Source organism: Salinibacillus xinjiangensis, from assembly GCF_009649735.1.
Lineage (GTDB): Bacteria > Bacillota > Bacilli > Bacillales > Alkalibacillaceae > Salinibacillus > Salinibacillus xinjiangensis.
In genome coordinates this window covers 1-281 of record NZ_WJNH01000035.1, presented here as the reverse complement: position 1 = coordinate 281, position 281 = coordinate 1, and the positions used below count along the sequence as shown (strand labels likewise).

General features: G+C 36.7%; 1 protein-coding gene. It reads left to right on the top strand.

Annotation, left to right across the window (positions count from 1 at the left end; genetic code table 11):
* A partial coding sequence (locus GH754_RS20150) for a helix-turn-helix domain-containing protein (protein WP_153730272.1) occupies positions 1–281 on the top strand: 281 nt, incomplete at both ends.

The window sequence follows — 281 nt, the reverse complement described above, 5'->3', positions numbered from 1 at the left end:
AAGTTTCAGGGGATTGATGGGTTAAAACGAAGAAAAACAAAAAAGGAGTACTCTGTTCAATTTAAATTAGGTGCGATACAATTTATGTTAACCACAGGTGCTTCTTATTTAGAAACCGCTGTTCATTTTAAATTGAACAACCCTTCCTTAATCAAACGCTGGACGAAAGAGTTTCATGAACAGGGAGTAGAAGGCCTGAATGCAAAACCAAAGGGGCGACCTTCTATGTCTAAGAAACCCAATAAACAAAAGAAAAAGGAAGAGAAAAAGATAACACGTGA